Raw genomic sequence first — 16,967 nt, forward strand, 5'->3', positions numbered from 1 at the left:
CGAAGTGAGGGTGGGGCGGGTCAGGGTACGGCTCAGGCATGACCTCTGCACGGGACGAACTGGCGGGGCTCGACCCCTTCGACATCTTCGACACCGAGGCGGCGCGGCTGGACCGCTTCTTCTCCTCCCTCGACGAGGACGGCTGGAACCGCCCCTCCCGGTGCGACGGCTGGACGGTGCGCGACGTGCTCGCACACCTGGTCGGTGAGGAGTCGTACAACCACGCGTGCCTGGACGACGACATCGACGGGTTCTACGAGCTGCTCGAACACGAGGGCGTGCGCGGCGGCTTCGACGGTTTCAACGAGTGGTGCGTGCGCAAGCGCCACGGCCTGCCGGTGGAGCAGGTGCTCGACGAGTGGCGGACCAGGAACGGGGAGACGCGAAGGCGGATGCGCGCCCTCGGCCGCGACGGCACGCTCCACACGTCGGCCGGCCCCTACCCGGCCGGTCTCCAGACCTTCCACTACGACTCGGAGTACGCCACGCACGCCGACGACGTCGGGGCTCCGGTGACGCCCGACGAGGCCGGCGACCGCCTCGGCTGGCGGGTCCGGGTCGGCATGTTCGTGCTGGAGGAGCAGGGGTCCAAGGCGCGGATCGAACACGCCTGCGGCCGGTTGCAGGTGCAGGTGGACGACGGCCTGACCGCCGACCTCTCCCCCGAGGAGTTCGTCGAGGCGACGGTCGGCCGGCTGCCCGCCGGGCATCCTCTCGACGCCCGCGTCCGGGGCGCGCTGCGCTGCCTCGCCTGAGCCGCGCGCCGGAAACACAGCTCCGGCGACAAGACGAGACACGCCGGGCGCCCCTGCGGGCACCCGGCGTGCGGGACATAACGGATCGGACCGCGCCCTCGGCACCGGTGGTAATAAGACGCTCGTCTCCCGCCTCGGCGGGACCGCCGCCCACGACCCCGTGTTTCCGGGAGCGGGCCGTACGGGCAGGGCCGCACGCACGGTCACGGCCCTCGGAGTGAGGGCACTCGCGGCGACGGGCGCGGCGGAGCCCCGGCGTGCGGCTCCGCCTCCCACCGTGCCTCCCACTGGGCACCGGTACGGCAGGCCGGCCGGACGTTCGCGGCCGGGCGGCCGGGTGGGGCCTCCGGGCCTGCGGTCGACGGCGGCGCGACGGCGCGCCGGATATGGAATGCGTATCGATAAACGCCTCATGCGAATTCCCCGAATATAAATACGGCCAGGACAGGCCGGTTTTGCCCGGGGGGATCCAGACGTGCGGCGGCCCGTCAACGATGCACCGGGATCGGGCCCAAATCAATCAGGCGCGCCGGAGAGAACGCATTCCGCCCGATTAGACAGGAGATCAGGGCAGCCAGGAGACGCGACCGCGCAGCACGCCGTAACCGACGAAGGCGACCACGTCGATCAGCGTGTGCGCGATGATCAGCGGCATGGTCCGCCCCCAGCGCTGGTAGAGCCGGCCGAAGACCACGCCCATCGCGATGTTGCCGACGAAACCGCCGAAGCCCTGGTAGAGGTGGTAGGAGCCGCGCAGGACGGCCGACGCCCCCAGCGCGCGCCACGGCGACCAGCCGCGCTGCCCCAATCGATGCAGCAGATAACCGGCGACCAGCACCTCCTCCAGCACGCCGTTCTGGGCGGCCTCGGCGACCAGGACCGGGATCCGCCACCACATGTCCGGCAGGCTGTCGGGCACGACGTTCAGGTTGAACCCGGACCGGAAGGCGAACAGGTAGAACAGCAGCCCGGTGCCGCCGATAACCGCCGCCAGCACGGCGCCGCGCAGCGTGTCGCGGCCCGGCTCGCGCCAGTCGGCCCCGATCGTGCGCATGGACTCGCCCGATCGCGCCAGCATGTAGGCGACGAGCCCCACCGGCGCCACGTTCACCGCGATCCCCGCGAGGTGCAGCGAGAGATCCAGCCACGGGCGGCCGGGGGCCAGCGAGCCGACGAGCACCGCGTGCTGGTCGCCCAGGTCCTTCGGCGCGGTCAGTGCGCCGATGAGGCGGATGAGCGACAGCAGGGCGCTGGCGCCGAGCGAGACCGCGAAGACCGCGATGATCTCCGGGCCGATCAGCCGCGGCGTAAGTCCGCGCAGGGCGGTCGCGTCGGCGGTGGCGTCGTCCATGCTGGCAGGGTAGCCGCCCCCGCACGGTCATCCGTCCCGTCAGTACGGCAGCGCACGGGACGTGAACGACGGTGCGACGAAGGCCGCCTTGAACTTCGGAAAGGCGACCGTGTTGGGGTTGCCGTCCGAGGTGTAGCGGTCGGTGGGGTTCGCCTTGAGCCAGTCGAGCCACGCCATCGAGCAGAACTTCTTGCAGTCGCCGACCTTCTCCTTCGACCTGATCCGCGGGATGCCGACGGGGTCGAAGTCCTTGGTGTACGGCGACGGCGCCGGGGTGTAGCCCGCGAGGAACACGCCCTTGTAGTCGTAGCGGGTGCCGCCGGACGCCCCCTGCAGCGCCCACTTCTTCTCGTGCGGCTGGTTGCCGTACGGCAGGGCGAGCGTGACCGGCGGCGTCTTGATCAGCGAGGTGATCAGCGTCTGCCCGGCCGCGATCTGGTTCTCCACCTGGTCCTTCGGCTTGCCGAGCAGGTTGAGGTGGTCGCGGGTGTGGTTGCCGACGTCGAAGTTGTGGTCCTTGAGCCACTGCAGGACCTGGATCTGCTCCTCCTGCCGGGCCTTGCCGAACAGATCCTTGATCACGTACATGGTCGCCACCGGCCGGAAGCCCGGGTGCTTCTTCGCGACGTCCATCAGGATGCCGATCGCGCAGTCCGGCGCCGGGTTGCCCATGCCGTCGAGCGTGAGCTGGGAGGGCGAGGAGTCGTCGAAGGTCAGCACCACCGGGTGCTTGCCCGCCGGAATGTCGATCTTTCCGGTGACGTACTCGGCCGCGGTGACCGGCACGTAGTCCTCCGCCGCGAGCCGTTCCAGCTCGTCGCGGAAGTCCTTCGGGCTGCGGTCGTCGCCCGGCGGCGGGTTCTTGACGATCCGGTGATACATGATCACCGGGACCTGTCCCAGTTCGTTGGCCTTCACCTGGGCGGCGGCGGCCGTCTCGGACTTGCGCAGCGCCGCCCCGCCCGCCGCGTTGTGCTGCTGGTGACCGGCCGGGCTCGCGTGCGTGATGTGTTTGCCCCCACCGGCGGCGCAGGCGGAGAGCGCAACCGCCCCCAACGACGCCGCGGCGATGCCGGCAACCCTGAAGCGCCCCATGGATCCCCCTCATCGGGCCGCGCTTGACGATGAGGGGCTCCTACCCGCGAGACGTGTTCACGTCACGCGTCGTAGGACAAACATCACGCTAAGTGAGTCACAGATGGGGCTCGGCGCAGAAGGCGACGCCGTCACCGCCGATCTCGACGGAGCCTTCCGACGCGGCGGCGAACACCGAATCGCCGGGCCGCAGCTTGACCTCCGAGCCGGCCGTGCCCACGTTCACGACGCCTTCGGTGCACAGCACGATCCTCGGCAGGCCCCCCGGAAGCGTCTCGTTCGCGCCGGATGCGATCCTGCGGAGCAGGAACTCCGGGACCGGCGGCACGTACGCACCGCCGACCGGCTCCACCACCACGGGCTGCGCCGCGGCGTCGGTGATCCGCAGCAGCTCCTCCACGTCGATGTGCTTGCCGGTCAGGCCCGCCCGCAGCACGTTGTCGGAGCAGGCCATGATCTCCACGGCGAAGCCGTCGAGGTAGCAGTGCAGCACCCCGGCGCCGAGGAACAGCGCCTCGCCGGGGGCCAGCGTATGACGGCGCATCAGCAGCGGCGCCAGCACGGCCGGGTCCTCCGGATAACGCCGGGCCAGCCGCACCACCAGCGCGTAGTCGGGCATGTGGACGGCGGAGGCCGCCCACACCACCGACTCGACCAGCTCACGCCGGGACGTGCCCCCGGATTGGGGCCACTCCAGCAGCACCCGCAGCGCGCCGAGCACGTCGCCGCCGCGCAGCGCCGCGACCACCGGCCGCAGCACGTCGACGTGCAGCCGCTCGACCAGCATCGCCGACTGCTCGGGCGGCCGGAACCCGGCCAGCCCGGTGAACGGCGTGAGCGCGCAGACCAGCTCCGGCTTGTGCCACGGGTCGATGTAGTTCGCGTCCCCTCGGGCGTGGCCGTCGGCGGCCTGCTCGGCGTCGGGGTGGACCTGAAGCGACAGCGGCGCGTCCACCGCGATCAGCTTCATCAGGTACGGCAGCCGCTCCCCGAACCGCCCGGCGACCGCCTCCCCGAGGGTCCCCACCGGGTCGGCCGCGACCGCGTCGGCGAGCGTGGTCTCGGCCCCGTCCCTGGTCAGCCGGGAGGACGCGGCCGGGTGGGCACCCAGCCACAACTCGGCCTCCGGCCCCGAGGCGGGCCGCCCGGTCAGCTCGGCGATGGCCGTCCGGGAGCCCCAGGGGTAGTCCTTGATGACGTTGGTGAGCAGATCCACGTGAGTCCTCTGCTTAGCGGGCACGGCGCGTCGGCGCGGGGGCCATCCGAGACTAACGGGATTCGTTGACGCACCGGAGCACGGGGTGACGGACGAGCGCGCCGGGGTCCACATCACCGCCCGTTACGTGGAAGACCGCGGTCTCCCCCGGCAGCAGCGTGACGAGCTGGTCGTCCACGGTCGCGCGGGGGTCGAGCCGGTCGGGGAAGATCGCCAGCTCGCGCACGATCGTCCGCGCGGTCACCCGCACCCGCAGCCCGCCCTCGATCTCCTCGACCACCGTGTCCATCTCCGCCGGCGGGTAGTCCATGGCCGGGTCCTCGCCGGGGAACCGCAGCGCGCGTACGTCGCCGAGGGTGGCCACCAGCACCTCGCCCGCCGGGTTCCCGGCTCGCGCCACCCCCTCGGGCAGCTCCACGGACACCGTGCCGCGCGCCGGCGCCGACACGTCGAAGCGCTCCTTGGCCAGGATCTCCCCCGCCAGGCTGAGCCGGTCGACGGCGAGCTCACCCGACCACGGCTCGTCGGTGTCGTTGACGACCGCCAGCGCGTCGCCCTGGAAGGTCAGCAACCGGTCGGCGTACGCCCGGCGCAGCGCGTACCACAGCGGCTTGCGCCGCCCACCGCCGTCCACCGCGGCCCACGAGGTGACCGGCCAGCAGTCGTTGAGCTGCCACACGATCGTGCCCATGCAGTAAGGCGCGAGCGCCCGGAACCGCTCGATGCCGTACGCCATCGCCCTGGCCTGGTTGAGCTGGGTGTAGTAGTGCCAGTCGTCGAACCCGTCCGGCTGGGGCAGGTGCTCCCCGAGGCCGCGCAGCAGCTTGAGGTTGCCGTCGACGGCCTTCTGGTGGTGGGTCACCCCGGGGGAGACCGGCGTCAGCGGGTCGTCGGAGACCGCGGCGCGCAGCGTCGCGTACGTCGGCGGGCCCTGGAAGCCGAACTCGGCCACGAACCTCGGCGTGTAGGTCGCGTAGTGGGTGTAGTCCTGGTGGTTCCAGACCGTCCAGATGTGGACCGTGCCCCTGGACGGGTCGTTCGGCGGCAGGTCGGGGGCCCCCGAGTAGGGGCTGCCCGGCCAGTACGGCCGGGTCGGGTCGAGCTCGGCGACGACCCGGGGCAGCAGGTCGTAGTAGAAGCCGCCGCCCCAGCTGCGGCCCTCCAGCGAGTCCTGCCAGCCCCAGTCGGCGTGGCCCTCGATGTTCTCGTTGTTGCCGCACCACAGCACGAGGCTGGCGTGGCGGGCCAGGCGGGCGACGTGCTCGCGGGCCTCGGCCTCGACGTCCGCCGTGAAGCGGCCCTCCTCGGGGTAGGCCGCGCAGGCGAACGGGAAGTCCTGCCAGACGAGCAGGCCCATCTCGTCGGCGAGGTCGTAGAAGTCCTCGCTCTCGTACATCCCGCCGCCCCACACCCGCAGGCAGTTGGCTCCCGCGCCGGCCGCCTGGGCGAACCGCTCGGCCAGGCGCTCCCGGGTGATCCGGTTGGGGAAGCAGTCGTCGGGGATCCAGTTGAATCCCTTGACGAAGACCGGCTTCCCGTTGATCACAAAGGTGAACGCGTCGTCGGTCCGGTCGAGCTCGACGGACCGGAATCCGATCCGGCCCGTCCACTCCTGGTCCTCCAGGCGTACGACCAGGTCGTACAGCGGCTGTTCGCCGTATCCGCGCGGCCACCACAGGTCCGGGTCCGGCACGGTCAGCGTGACGACCGCCCGCCGCTGCCCTGCTGCGACCGTCACGCTTTCGGTCACGCCCGCGACCGACGCCGAGAGGGTGAGCGGCCGCTCGGTGGCGCGCTCGACCGCCACGTGCACCTCGACGGTGCCGTCCGCCGAGGCGAAGGGCCGCACCTCGGCGATCCGGGCGGTGCTCCAGGTCTCGATGCCGATGGGCCGCCAGATCCCGGCGGTGACCACCGTCGGTCCCCAGTCCCAGCCGAAGTTGCAGGCCATCTTCCTGATGAACTGGTACGGCTCGGTGTACGCGCCGGGGCGGTCGCCGAGGGCCGCCTTCTGCGCCTCCGCGTACCCGTACGGCGGGTCGAAAAGGATCCTCAGCGTGTTCTCACCCGCGCGCAGCAGGTGCCGCACGGAAAACCGATACGACCGATGCATGTCGGCCGTCGTGCCGATCTCGATGCCGTTGAGCACGAGCGTGGCGGCCGTGTCGAGTCCCTCGCAGACCAGGTCTGCCCGGTCGTCGTCGGTGCCGTCCTGCGCGAACTCCCACGTGAAGGTGGTCTCGTACGACCACGCCGTACGCCCGATCCAGGTCAGCCGGTCCTCGTTGTCGTCCAGGTACGGGTCCTCGATCAGCCCGGCGGCGAGGAGGTCGGTGTGGACGCAACCGGGAACGGCCGCGGGTAGTCCCGCGACCACCGGCCGGAGCTGCCCGGTCGACGACACGGCGGTGACGGTCCACCCGTCGTGCAGGGGACGGTGAGAGCTCACGCTTTCTCCTTAATCTTCGATGCCCCGCAGCCGGAGCAGGCCACGAAGTGGTCGCCTTCCACCTCGGCCAGCCCGGGACGGGTCCGGCTCTCCTGCGGCGCCTCGTGGTACGCACACGGCACGTCCTCGGCCATGTCCTCGGGCATGTCCTCGGGCACGGCGTCCGTCCACTTGGCGTGCAGCCGGGGGACCGAGGCCAGCAGCGAGCGCGTGTAGGGATGCGCCGGTTCGCCGAAGACGAGGTCCGTCCGGCCCATCTCCACGATCTTCCCGTGCCGCAGCACCACGGTCCGGTCGCTGACGTAGTTGCCGAGCGACAGGTCGTGTGTGACGAACAGGATGCCGAGGCCGCGCGCCCGCAGGTCGGCGAGCAGGTTGAGCACGTCGATGCGGGTGGACGCGTCGAGCATGCTGATGATCTCGTCGGCGACCAGCAGCCGGATGTCGAGGAGCACGGCCCTGGCGATCAGCATGCGCTGGAGCTGGCCGCCGCTGAGCTGGTGGGGATACTTGCCGAGCACGTTGCCGGGGTCGAGCCGGACGCTCTCCAGCGCGCCCTCCACGCGCTTGCGCCACTCGTCCGCGCCGGCCTGGGGGAAGTACTGCTCCTTGATCATTGCGAAGACGCGGTCGGCCCGGAAGACGGGGTTGTAGCAGCTGAAGGGGTCCTGGAAGACGCCCTGCACCTGCCGGTAGTACTCCTTGCGGTCCTTGAGCGAGGTGATGTCCCTGCCGTCCAGCGTGATCGTGCCGCCGCTGATTGAGGCGAGACGCAGGATCATCCGGCCGAGCGTGCTCTTGCCGCTGCCGCTCTCGCCGATGAGCGAGACCACCTCCCCCTCGCCGACCTCGAAGCTGACGTCGGAGACGGCCTTCAGCTCCCGCCCGCCGAACGCGCCGACGCGGTAGATCTTGGACACACCGTCCAGCTTGAGCATCTATTCGGCCTTCCAGCAGGCGACGAAGTGTCCGGGGGCCACCTCGGCGAACGGCGGCTGCTCGGCGCACTGGTCGAACGCGAGCGGGCAGCGGTCCCTGAACCGGCATCCCCCGGGCGGCTTGAGCAGGGACGGCGGATTGCCGGGTATCCCCGTCAGCCGGCGGTCCTCGTAGCGCACCCCCACCTCGGGCAGCGCGGAGATGAGCTGCTTGGTGTACGGATGCCTCGGGGCGGTGACGAGCACGTCGGCCGGGGCCTTCTCGGCCAGCCGCCCGGCGTACATCACCATGATCGTGTCGGCGATCTGGTAGACGAGCGAGATGTCGTGGGTGACCACCATCATGCTCGTGACCAGGCCGCGGTCGCGGAATCCGAGCAGCGTCGTGGCCACGGCCTTCTGGCTGGACACGTCGAGCGCGGAGGTGACCTCGTCGGCGATCAGCAGCGAGGGGTTCAGCAGCGTGGAGACGACCATGACCACCCGCTGCTTCATGCCGCCGGACAGCTCGATCGGGTAGCGGTCGAGCACGTCCTTCGACAGGCCGACCAGCTCCAGCCGCCGCTCCAGCTCGGCCGTCTCCGGCCGCTCGCCGCGCGATTCCAGCAGCTCGCCGACCATCCTGCCGATCTTCCTGGTCGGGTTGAGCGCACTCATCGAGTACTGCGGGATGAGCGACACCTCGCGGAAGCGGAACCGGTCCATCCCGGTGTCGTCCGACAGGGGCATCGTCTTGCCGTCCAGCTCCACCGTGCCGCCGACGTGCCGCATGCGGCCGTCCAGGCGGATCAGGCTCTTGGCGAGCGTGGACTTGCCCGAGCCGGACTCCCCGGCCAGGCCCATGATCTCGCCGTCCGCGACGGAGAACGTGACGCCGTCGAGCGCCTTCACCTCGCCGCGCAGCGTCCGGTAGTAGACCCGGAGGTCGGTGACATTCAGCGCCACGTCACATCTCCCTCAGCTTCGGGTTGAACACCTCGTCCAGCCCGACGTTCATGACGTAGAGCGCGCCGACGATCGCCGTGATGCCGGCGCCCGGAGGGATGAACCACCACCACAGGCCGAGCTGGAGCGCGCTCCACCGCGCGGCGTTGTTGAGCATCAGGCCGAGGGAGACCCCCTCGGTGGGTCCGAGGCCGATGAAGTCGAGCGAGGCGGCGATCAGGATCGCGCTGCCGAACAGCAGGATGAACGTCAGGAACAGGTACGAGCTCATGTTCGGCGCGATCTCCCGAAGGATGATCTTCGGAGTGCGCACGCCGCTCAGCCGGGCGAGGTCGACGAACTCGCGCGAGCGCAGCGAGAACGTCTGCGCCCTGATCGCCCGCGCCGCCCACGGCCACGAGGTCAGCCCGATGAACAGCGCCTGCACGCCGATGCTGCGCACGCCCAGGTAGGCGTTGATGATCAGCAGCACCACCAGCGCGGGCAGCACGAGCACGATGTTGGTGAGCATGTTGAGCAGTTCGTCGACCCACCCGCCGCGGTAGCCCGCGACGAACCCCACGACCATGCCGACGACCGCCGCCAGCACGCCGCCGAGCACACCCACGAGGAACGTCGAGCGCAGGCCGTACACGAACTGGGCGAAGACGTCCTGGCCGAACGTCGTGGTGCCGAACCAGAACTCCCCTGACGGCGACGCCATGGGCGGCCCGACGTAGTCGTTCGGCCCGTGGTCGAACAGCAGCGGCCCGGCCAGACCGGCCACGAGGAAAACGGCGACGATGACCGTGCCGACGACCAGCTTGCGGTTGCGCAGCGCGAAGTGCAGCGCCTCACGCCGCACGGTGGGCACGGCCGTCATGCCGCTCCTCCCATCCCGGTCCTGGTGCGCGGGTCCACCAGGACGTACGCGATGTCGATGATGAAATTGGCGATCAGCACGCCGATGACGATGAACAGGAAGGTGCCCTGCAGCAGGAAGAAGTCCTGGTTCTGGATGGCCTGGAGGATCAGGTGCCCCAGCCCGGGATAGCTGAAGACGATTTCGGTGACCAGCGCGCCGGCCACGAGCACACCGAGTTGCAGGGCCAGGCCGGTCACCTGGGGCAGGATCGCGTTCCTGAAGGCGTAGCGCCGCACCAGCCGCATGGGCGCGCCGAGCGCCCGCAGGTAGTTGACGTAGTCCGCCTCCAGCTCATAGATGATCATGTTGCGCATGCCGATGGCCCAGCCGCCGAACGCGACCAGGAACAGCGAGGCGAACGGGAGGAACCAGTGCTGGGCGAGGCTGCCGAGGAAATCCCACGACAGGGACGGCTGCATGTCGAAGCCGTAGGCCCCGGCGACCGGGAACACGCCCGCGACGATGCCCAGCGCCCAGGCCAGCAGGATCGCCAGCCACATGTACGGCGTGGCGGTCAGCACGTAGCCGACGGGGAGCACGCTGTTGTCGAGCCACTTGCGCCGCGCGGCGAAGGCGCCGAACCGGTTGCCCGCGAACCAGCTCAGCAGGATGGACGGAATCAGCAGGCCCAGCGTGTACGGGACCGCCCGGATGATCACGTCGGACACCGGCGTGGGGAACAGCCAGATGCTGATGCCGAGGTCGCCCTTCAGCAGCGAGCCCCAGAAGTTGAGGTACTGCTGCCACAGCGGCAGGTCGAAGCCGAACATCGCGGTGTAGTGCGCTCGCATGGCCTCGACGGCCGCCGGCTGTGCGACGTTGGCCCGCGACAGCATGCTCTGCACGGGGTCGCCCGGCATGAACCGCGGAATCATCCAGTTGATGGTCACGGCCACGAAGAACGTCAGGCCGTAGATGAGAAGCTTTCTGCCGAAATAGCGGCGCAATTCGACCTCCCGGTCGCGGAACGGCGCCCCCCTCCCCGTACGCAGGATGGAAGGGGGGCGCGAGAAGATCAGCCTCCGGAGGCCGGCTGGAGTTCGGTGAGCATGAGCGTGCCGCCCATCTCCAGCCAGTTGCGCCACACCGTCGGCGGGTACTTCGGCGTGTTCGGCGCGCTGCTGGGCCAGTTCTTCCAGACCGAGTTGGTGGTCTGGGACCACAGGCCGTTGTACCAGAGCGGGACGACCGGCATGTCCTCGAGCTGGATCTTCTGCAGCTCCGAGGTGACCTTCTTCATGCCCTCCACGTCCTCGGGCTTGACCTGGTCGAGCTGCTGCGTGAGCTCCCAGGCCCGCTTGTTCTCGTACCGGCCGAAGTTCGTCGTGGTCTGCAGCTTCTGCACCGGCAGGCGGAACAGGTAGTCGTAGTACAGCCAGGGGGTGTTCGCGAGCTGCTTGTCGTTGTTGAGGACGATGTCGTACTTGCCCTGGTTACGCACGTCGACGAGCGCGTTGTAGTCGGGGAAGTCGGCCTCGATGTCGATGCCGGCGGCCTTGGCGCTGGAGCTGATGACTCGGGCCGCCTCCATCCAGTCGGTCCACCCGGCGGGCACGATCAGCTTCAGCGAGATCTTGCCGCCGCTCGGCGACTCCACCAGCCCGTCGCCGTTGCGGTCCTTGTAGCCGGCGTCGGCGAGCAGCTGCTTGGCCTTGTCGGGGTTGTAGGAGAAGCCGAGCGTGGAGGTGACGTTCTTGTCGACGTACTTGTCCCACTGCGGCAGCAGGCCGGACGGGTCGGACGCCTTGACCAGGTTGCCGTAGACGCCCTCGACGATCTTCTTGGTGTCGATGGAGTAGGCGACCGCCTTGCGGAACTCCTTGTCGTCCAACGGCTTCTTGGCCGTGTTGAACCACATCCAGGTGGTGTTCGCCGACAGCATGTACGGCGGCTGGTCGTAGTAGGTCTTGATGCCGAAGTTGCCCTTGACCAGGTTGGCGATGCCCGGCAGGAAGTTCACGCTGAGGTCGAGGCCCTTCTGCAGCAGCAGGCCCATCGCGACCTCGTTGCTGGAGTTGACGATGTCGACGATGTACTTGGGCTTGACGTCCTTGTTCAGCGCCTTCGTCGCCCACCAGCCGTCGCGCTTGACCCAGACCATGCGGTCCTGGTCGTGCGACTGGTAGGCGTACGGGCCGGTGCCGACGGGCTTCTCGTTGACCCCGTTCATCACCTCGTCCTCGGACCGCCCCTCCCACAGGTGCTTGGGGACGATGGCCCGGCTGTAGAGGTGGTTGGCCCACTCCTGGTAGTTGGCCGTGGTGAAGGTGAACTTGACCGTGTAGTCGTCGACCTTCTCGGCGCTCTTCATCCAGTCCCACAGCGGGTGGTAGGGGACGGTCTCCATCTTGCCGAGCTCGAAGGTGAAGATCACATCGTCGGCCGTGAACGGCTTGCCGTCCGCCCAGGTGATGCCCTTGCGCAGCTTGAGCGTGTACTCCAGGTCACCGGTCCAGTCGCCGCTCTCGGCCAGCCACGGCGTGAATTTGTCGGTGTTCGGGTCGTACATGAACAGCGTCTCGTAGACCAGGCCCTTGGTCCCGGTGGCGAAGTCCCACTCGCGCAGCGGGTTCCAGTTCGCGGGCGGTCCCCACTGGGTGCCGCTGGTGTAGAGGGTCTCGTTGCGGGGGAACGCCCCGCTGCCACCCGCGGGGGCGGCCGCGCCGCCTCCCTCACCGCCTCCCGCCGGGCCGGTCGGCGTGGACGAACCCCCGCCTCCCGAGCAGGCCGCGCTTAACAGGCCGACTGCCAGCACCGGTATAAGAAACCGCGTTCGGTTTCGCATGGTGACTCTCCTTCCCCCACGCGACACCGCGCGGGGTCCGCACTCCCTGCCAAGCCCCGATGATCAGCGGTCCGCACCGCTCGCCTCGCCGCGCCGTAGGTGCTGAACCGGATAAGTACCGAGACCGTAAAATCCGGATGTCGCCGGTGTCAATAGGGGAAGATGTAGGCAAAGTAACGGTAGTAAGGTGAGGGTCACTGGACCGGTTCAGTCGAGGGGACACGTGAGAAGACCGACCATCGCGGACATCGCACGCCAGGCGGGGGTCTCCAAGGGCGCGGTCTCGTACGCCCTGAACGGCCAGCCGGGGGTGTCCGAAGCCACCAGGGCCCGCATTCTGGCCATCGCGAACGAGATCGGCTGGCGCCCGAACATCGCGGCCAGGGCGCTCAACGGCGCCCGCGCGCACGCCGTGGGCCTCGCCCTGTGCCGGCCCGCCCGGTTCCTCGGCGTCGAGCCGTTCTTCATGGAGCTGATCAGCGGCATCGAGGCGGAGCTTTCCGCCCGCTCCTACGCGCTGCTGCTCCAGGTGGTCGGCGACCACGAGGCCGAAATGGGCGTCTACCGCCGCTGGTGGGGGGAGGGCCGGGTGGACGGCGCGATCCTCGTCGACCTCCACCTCGACGACCCCCGCGTGCCGCAGGTGGAGGAGATGGGCATGCCCGTCGTCGTCCTCGGGCATCCCTCGGCCGCCGGATCGCTCGTGCCGGTCTGGGCCGACGACAGCGCGGCGGTACGCGAGACGGTGGAGTATCTCGTCGCGCTGGGGCACCGGCGGATCGCCCGCGTCGCCGGGCTGCCCCGGCTGTCGCACACCTCGATCCGCGACCGGGCGTTCGGCGACGTCTGCGCGGGCCTCGGGCTGGACGCCTGCCCGATCGTGCACACCGACTACACGGGCGAGGAGGGCGCGCGGGCCACGCGGCGGCTGCTCAGCTCACCCGAGCGGCCCACGGCGATCGTCTTCGACAACGACATCATGGCCGTGGCCGGCCTGTCGGTCGCCCAGGAGATGCGGCTCGACGTGCCGGCCGACCTGTCCGTCGTCGCCTGGGACGACTCCCCGCTCTGCCAGGTCGTCCGCCCGCCGCTGACCGTGCTCACCCGCGACATCCCGGCGTACGGCGCGCACGCGGCGCAGCGGCTGCTCGCGCTGATCGACGGCGTGGAGACCAGGCCGCTGGAGGACGAGGCCCCGCGCCTGACCACCCGCGGCAGCACGGCGCCGCCCGCGTAGCCGCTCAGACCTGCGTGGGGAGCGCGGACCAGTCGATCACCAGGCGCTGCGGGTCCGCGGGGTCGGTCCACACCTGGACCGTCCGGCCCGGCAGGACGGCGCCCATCAGCAGCCGGGGGAGGATCTGCCGGTGCGCGACCACGTACGGCGCACCGGAGGCGGGCTGCACCCGCAGGTCGAAGGCGACGACGAGCTGGTCGTTCACCATCGTGCCCGTGTCCCGCATGCTCGCGACCAGGGCGGTGGCCGGCATGCCGGTGCCGACGAGGTCCTGGTTGCCGGTGCCCAGGAAGCTCTTCATCTGGCCGAAGACGCCGCCGGACGGGCCGCCTCCGCCGACCAGCCTGCCTGCCAGGATGACGACGTCGCCGACCAGCAGGAACATCCCGACGATGAAGGCGGGCAACCCCCACGACATCGTGGAGATCGAGCCCATCCCGTAGATCCCGGCGAACAACAGGACGATGCCGGCGCCGGCGCCGGCGACGAAGACGTTACGTGACATTGGTCTCAACCCTTCCGATTCCTCGTACGTCACAGGGATAGGCGGACGGGCTTGATCGACGCTTGCACTGGGCTTACTTGGGCGTTGGGAACGACACTTACCGGGCGTCGGGAACGACACTTACTCGCACCTCTGGCGCGGTGGTTACCGCGTTTGAAAGGTGACGTTCAGGGGAGATCGCTACACTTGGCCCCGTTTGCCGCTACTGGCTTTCGACCTGGTGAGAAACGCCTGGTCCGACCCTCAGGAGCACGACAGTGGGTCACGTCGACGTCCGTCCCGCGCCCCCGGCGGAGGACCTCCCGGCGCCGCCGCCCCGGACGCCGCCCAAATGGCGGCCATGGCTGTGGGTGACGTTATCGGGCGCGCTGGGCGTGCTCGCCGGTGCCGCCACGTTCGCCGTCGGCGGCTACGTCAAGCTGAGCGGCAACGTCAAGCACGAGGCGGTGACCCAGAAGGATCTCGGCGGCGAGGCACGCCCGCAGAAGATCAGCAAGGCGCTCAACGTGCTGATCGTGGGCTCGGACCAGCGCAACGGCGCCAACGCCAGATACGGCAAGTTCCCCGGCGAGCGCACCGACACGATCATCGTGGCGCACATCTCCCCGAACCGGGACGGCGCGGTGCTCATCAGCTTCCCGCGCGACTCGCTCGTCCGCCTCCCCGCCTGCCCGGCCAAGGGCAACCTGCCGGGCCAGCGGCCGCACGTCGGAATGATCAACGAGTCGTTCAACTCCGGCGGCATCGGCTGCACCTGGAAGACGATCGAGGGCCTCACCGACATCCACATCGACCACTTCGTGAAGGTCGACTTCACCGGCTTCAAGGCGATGGTGAACGCGCTGGGCGGCGTGCAGGTCTGCCTGCCGCAGGCCGTCCACGACAAGAAGGCGCTGCTCAACCTGCCCGCCGGCAAGCAGATCCTCAAGGGCGAGCAGGCACTCGGATACGTCCGCGCCCGCTACTCGCTCGGCGACGGCTCCGACATCGGCCGGATCCAGCGCCAGCAGATGTTCCTCGCCTCGATGGCCAAGAAGGCCATGAGCGGCGAGACGCTGACCAACCCCGCGACGCTGTTCGGGTTCCTCGACGCGGTGACCAAGTCGATCACCACCGACCCCGACCTCACGATCGGCGTGATGAAGGACCTCGCGACGAGCGCGCAGGGCCTGACCGCGGGGCAGATCCGCTTCGTCACCACCCCCTGGCGCTACTCGATCACCAGCCCCGGCCGGGTCGAGTGGGTGCAGCCGCAGGCCCAGCGGTTGTTCAGGATGGTCGCCGCCGACCAGATCGCCAAGAACGTCAAGAGCGGCGAGCAGAAGATCCCCAAGTCGCAGATCCACATCCTGGTGCGCAACGGCAGCGGGCAGCAGGGGCTCGGCACCCAGGTGGCCGCCGAACTGGAGCAGCGCGGCTACCACATCGTCAAGGTCGAGCAGGCGCCCAAGCCGTACGCCAAGACCGTCGTCGCGTACTCGGAGAACGGCGAGAGCCGGGCGTCCCGGCTGTTCCGCGAGCTCAAGAAGTCGCGGTCCCACCTGGTGCACACGGCCACCACGCAGACCCTCGTGCTGGGGATCGGGGCCGACTGGCAGGGGATGAAGCCCCCCAGGACGCTCGACGACGTGGAGGGCTTCGACGCCACCCAGGACAGCTGCACGGCCTCCTAGGAGAAGAGTTCTAGCCGAAGAGCCAGCCGAACAGGCCGCCGCCGTGGCCCGACGATTCCTGGGTGGGGGCGGGCGCGCTGGTCGGCTGCTCGGTGGCCGGCCCGGAGGTGGGGGCCGTGGCCGCCTGCTCCTCGGACGCCGCGGTGTCCGTCCCCGAGGTCTGCCCGTCTGACCGCTCGTCGGCGGACGACCGCTGCTGCGTGTTGACCGACACGCGGGACCGTGCCGGGCGTGGCGTGGCGTCCGGCCGGGAGCCGGGGTCCTGCGCGCGAGACCGGGACGGGTGTGTGGGCGCGGACGACGCGGTCGGCGCCGAGGTCCCGGACGTGCCGGGCCGGGTCCGTGTGGGTTCGGCCGTGGGGGCGTCGCTGGGGGCGTCACTGGGCACCGCGTCGGTGGGCCCGTCGGTAGGCGTCGCGTCGGACTCCCCGGCCGTGGCGTCGCCGTCGGGGGCCGGCGAGACCGGCGCCGTCGCGGCCGTCCCCGCCTTGGCGGCGCAGCCCGCCCCGTCCTCGCACTCCGCTCCGGAGGGCTGCCCGACCCACAGCGCCAGCGCCCAGATGGCGCCCAGGACGCCGACGGCGATCAGACCGGTCCGCAGCAGCATCCCGCCGCGCCGTGAACGCTCGTCGTCGTCCTCGTCCGTGTCGGGGGCGTTGCGCCAGCCCGAGCCGAGGAAACCGCGCGGATCGGTGTCGCCGTCGCTCACCAGGTCCCCGTCGTCCACCAGGTGCTCATCGCTCACCGGATTCTCCGAGCGGAGCCGAGCGGTGCGTCCAGCGGCGTAGTCATCCTGGTCGGCGTGGTCGGCGGGCGTCTGCGCGGGCTGGTCCGGCCGCCAGTCCTCCGACAACACGTCGCCGCGGTCGTCCGGCCCGCCGCCGAGAGCGTGTTCGTCCTGCTCCTCGGACCAGAACCGGTCTCCCTCTCCGCCATGCTGGCCTTCGCCCGTGATGTACGGACGGATTAACGAGCCGTCCTGCTCGTAGGCGTCCTCGGTGACCGGGTCGCGCATGAAGGTCCTTCCTCAGTGAGCTTTTAGGTCGTGTCCCAATAGCGAACGTTCCTAGCACTTGTCGACACGTCCTGTCTGGAAATTTCACAACAATCACTG

At 69.8% G+C, this 16,967-nt stretch carries 14 protein-coding genes; 3 read left to right on the plus strand and 11 right to left on the minus strand.

Annotation, left to right across the window (positions count from 1 at the left end; translation table 11 throughout):
- Nucleotides 1-38: 38 nt before the first annotated feature.
- The gene (locus HHX35_RS28060) at nucleotides 39-755 is read left to right on the plus strand and encodes a maleylpyruvate isomerase family mycothiol-dependent enzyme (RefSeq protein ID WP_182901707.1); all 717 of its coding nucleotides are present in this window, start codon (nucleotides 39-41) and stop codon (nucleotides 753-755) included.
- 565 nt (nucleotides 756-1,320) lie between these two features.
- Here the strand turns inward: HHX35_RS28060 and HHX35_RS28065 are convergent.
- The 9 genes from HHX35_RS28065 to HHX35_RS28105 form a co-directional block, all read right to left on the minus strand.
- Nucleotides 1,321-2,106: a CPBP family intramembrane glutamic endopeptidase gene (locus HHX35_RS28065; protein ID WP_182901708.1), complete on the minus strand. Its 786-nt coding sequence runs from the start codon at nucleotides 2,104-2,106 to the stop codon at nucleotides 1,321-1,323.
- 39 nt (nucleotides 2,107-2,145) lie between these two features.
- Complete coding sequence (locus HHX35_RS28070) at nucleotides 2,146-3,201, minus strand: polysaccharide deacetylase family protein (protein ID WP_182901709.1); 1,056 nt, start codon at nucleotides 3,199-3,201, stop codon at nucleotides 2,146-2,148.
- Nucleotides 3,202-3,298: 97 nt separating this feature from the next.
- The gene (gene manA, locus HHX35_RS28075; protein WP_182901710.1) at nucleotides 3,299-4,417 is read right to left on the minus strand and encodes a mannose-6-phosphate isomerase, class I; all 1,119 of its coding nucleotides are present in this window, start codon (nucleotides 4,415-4,417) and stop codon (nucleotides 3,299-3,301) included.
- A gap of 52 nt (nucleotides 4,418-4,469) precedes the next feature.
- Entirely contained in the window at nucleotides 4,470-6,866 is a 2,397-nt protein-coding gene (locus HHX35_RS28080) for a glycosyl hydrolase 2 galactose-binding domain-containing protein (protein ID WP_182901711.1), read from the minus strand.
- On the minus strand, nucleotides 6,863-7,804 hold the full coding sequence (locus HHX35_RS28085) for an ABC transporter ATP-binding protein (protein ID WP_182901712.1): 942 nt from the start codon (nucleotides 7,802-7,804) through the stop codon (nucleotides 6,863-6,865). The genes HHX35_RS28080 and HHX35_RS28085 overlap by 4 nt, the downstream gene beginning before the upstream one ends.
- Nucleotides 7,805-8,749, minus strand: a complete 945-nt coding sequence (locus HHX35_RS28090) for an ABC transporter ATP-binding protein (RefSeq protein ID WP_182901713.1) — start codon at nucleotides 8,747-8,749, stop codon at nucleotides 7,805-7,807.
- A gap of 1 nt (nucleotide 8,750) precedes the next feature.
- Complete coding sequence (locus HHX35_RS28095; protein WP_182901714.1) at nucleotides 8,751-9,611, minus strand: ABC transporter permease; 861 nt, start codon at nucleotides 9,609-9,611, stop codon at nucleotides 8,751-8,753.
- Nucleotides 9,608-10,600 carry an ABC transporter permease gene (locus HHX35_RS28100; RefSeq protein WP_182901715.1) on the minus strand — a complete coding sequence of 331 codons (993 nt, stop codon included), beginning with the start codon at nucleotides 10,598-10,600 and terminating at the stop codon, nucleotides 9,608-9,610. Before HHX35_RS28100 ends, HHX35_RS28095 begins: the two co-directional genes overlap by 4 nt.
- A 68-nt stretch (nucleotides 10,601-10,668) precedes the next feature.
- Complete coding sequence (locus HHX35_RS28105) at nucleotides 10,669-12,408, minus strand: ABC transporter substrate-binding protein (protein ID WP_310739352.1); 1,740 nt, start codon at nucleotides 12,406-12,408, stop codon at nucleotides 10,669-10,671.
- Nucleotides 12,409-12,661: 253 nt separating this feature from the next.
- On the opposite strand from HHX35_RS28105, the gene HHX35_RS28110 reads away from it, so the two are divergent.
- Complete coding sequence (locus HHX35_RS28110) at nucleotides 12,662-13,675, plus strand: LacI family DNA-binding transcriptional regulator (protein ID WP_182901717.1); 1,014 nt, start codon at nucleotides 12,662-12,664, stop codon at nucleotides 13,673-13,675.
- A 4-nt stretch (nucleotides 13,676-13,679) separates the two neighbouring features.
- On the opposite strand, the gene HHX35_RS28115 is transcribed toward HHX35_RS28110, so the two are convergent.
- On the minus strand, nucleotides 13,680-14,180 hold the full coding sequence (locus tag HHX35_RS28115; protein WP_139575543.1) for a hypothetical protein: 501 nt from the start codon (nucleotides 14,178-14,180) through the stop codon (nucleotides 13,680-13,682).
- A gap of 257 nt (nucleotides 14,181-14,437) precedes the next feature.
- On the opposite strand from HHX35_RS28115, the gene HHX35_RS28120 reads away from it, so the two are divergent.
- Nucleotides 14,438-15,853, plus strand: coding sequence for an LCP family protein (locus tag HHX35_RS28120; RefSeq protein ID WP_182901718.1), 1,416 nt, complete (start codon nucleotides 14,438-14,440; stop codon nucleotides 15,851-15,853).
- A 10-nt stretch (nucleotides 15,854-15,863) separates the two neighbouring features.
- Here the strand turns inward: HHX35_RS28120 and HHX35_RS28125 are convergent, their stop codons facing one another.
- On the minus strand, nucleotides 15,864-16,868 hold the full coding sequence (locus HHX35_RS28125; protein WP_182901719.1) for a hypothetical protein: 1,005 nt from the start codon (nucleotides 16,866-16,868) through the stop codon (nucleotides 15,864-15,866).
- Nucleotides 16,869-16,967 lie beyond the last annotated feature (99 nt).

It is taken from the genome of Microbispora sp. H10830 (assembly GCF_014161375.1).
GTDB lineage: Bacteria > Actinomycetota > Actinomycetes > Streptosporangiales > Streptosporangiaceae > Microbispora > Microbispora catharanthi.

Excerpts from the sequence above, each read along its gene's own strand:
- HHX35_RS28060 (WP_182901707.1), top strand. The coding sequence starts at position 39 with ATGACCTCTGCACGGGACGAACTGGCGGGGCTCGACCCCTTCGACATC.
- HHX35_RS28065 (WP_182901708.1), bottom strand. The coding sequence starts at position 2,106 with ATGGACGACGCCACCGCCGACGCGACCGCCCTGCGCGGACTTACGCCG.
- HHX35_RS28070 (WP_182901709.1), bottom strand. The coding sequence starts at position 3,201 with ATGGGGCGCTTCAGGGTTGCCGGCATCGCCGCGGCGTCGTTGGGGGCG.
- HHX35_RS28085 (WP_182901712.1), bottom strand. The coding sequence starts at position 7,804 with ATGCTCAAGCTGGACGGTGTGTCCAAGATCTACCGCGTCGGCGCGTTC.
- HHX35_RS28095 (WP_182901714.1), bottom strand. The coding sequence starts at position 9,611 with ATGACGGCCGTGCCCACCGTGCGGCGTGAGGCGCTGCACTTCGCGCTG.
- HHX35_RS28115 (WP_139575543.1), bottom strand. The coding sequence starts at position 14,180 with ATGTCACGTAACGTCTTCGTCGCCGGCGCCGGCGCCGGCATCGTCCTG.
- HHX35_RS28125 (WP_182901719.1), bottom strand. The coding sequence starts at position 16,868 with ATGCGCGACCCGGTCACCGAGGACGCCTACGAGCAGGACGGCTCGTTA.